This is a genomic window from Methylocella tundrae (assembly GCF_901905185.1).
GTDB classification, from domain to species: Bacteria; Pseudomonadota; Alphaproteobacteria; order Rhizobiales; family Beijerinckiaceae; genus Methylocapsa; species Methylocapsa tundrae.
Window position 1 is genome coordinate 1 of sequence record NZ_CABFMQ020000145.1, and the last position, 470, is coordinate 470.

A 470-nucleotide genomic window follows, 5' to 3' on the forward strand; every position below is an offset into this window, starting at 1 on the left:
ATTCATATCGATTCAAATAATGTTGTAAATGGCGCGCTCAAAACACCACAGGGACAAGACCTTCCTTATCGTCAGATTTTGCCCGAACGTGATGAATCGACGTTCGGATTACATTTTGAAATTATGGAAAATGTGATTGATGGACAACATCAGTTAAGCATGATTATTACGTATCAGTCCCACCGCTTCCCGACTGCAACAGTGCAAAGTATCTGTGAAAAAATTAAGGCAACCTTAGCTCAAATCTAGTTGCCCTAAAACCAACCATGTGCTTAAAAGCAAAGATCTCAACTCTGCTTTTAAGCACATTTCTGTTTTTCTATTTTATTTGCTGCTCTACTTTATTCACCACATCCTGAATTGTTTTGCAGCTAATGAGTGTATAAAAATCAATTTCTGTATTGAGCTTCTGAGAAAGTTTCTGAGCAATACTCATGAGTTGTTTCGGACGAATTCCTATATCTAATATT

The 470-nt window shown here is 36.8% G+C and carries 1 protein-coding gene and 1 pseudogene; one reads left to right on the top strand and one right to left on the bottom strand.

What is annotated here, in order from left to right:
• Positions 1-249: pseudogene (locus MPC4_RS20045) on the top strand (acinetobactin biosynthesis protein); the annotation flags it as partial.
• 70 nt (positions 250-319) lie between these two features.
• Here MPC4_RS20045 and MPC4_RS21645 read toward each other — a convergent pair.
• Positions 320-470, bottom strand: a 151-nt coding sequence (locus MPC4_RS21645; protein WP_342343646.1) for a phosphopantetheine-binding protein, incomplete at its 5' end; no start/stop codon positions are given.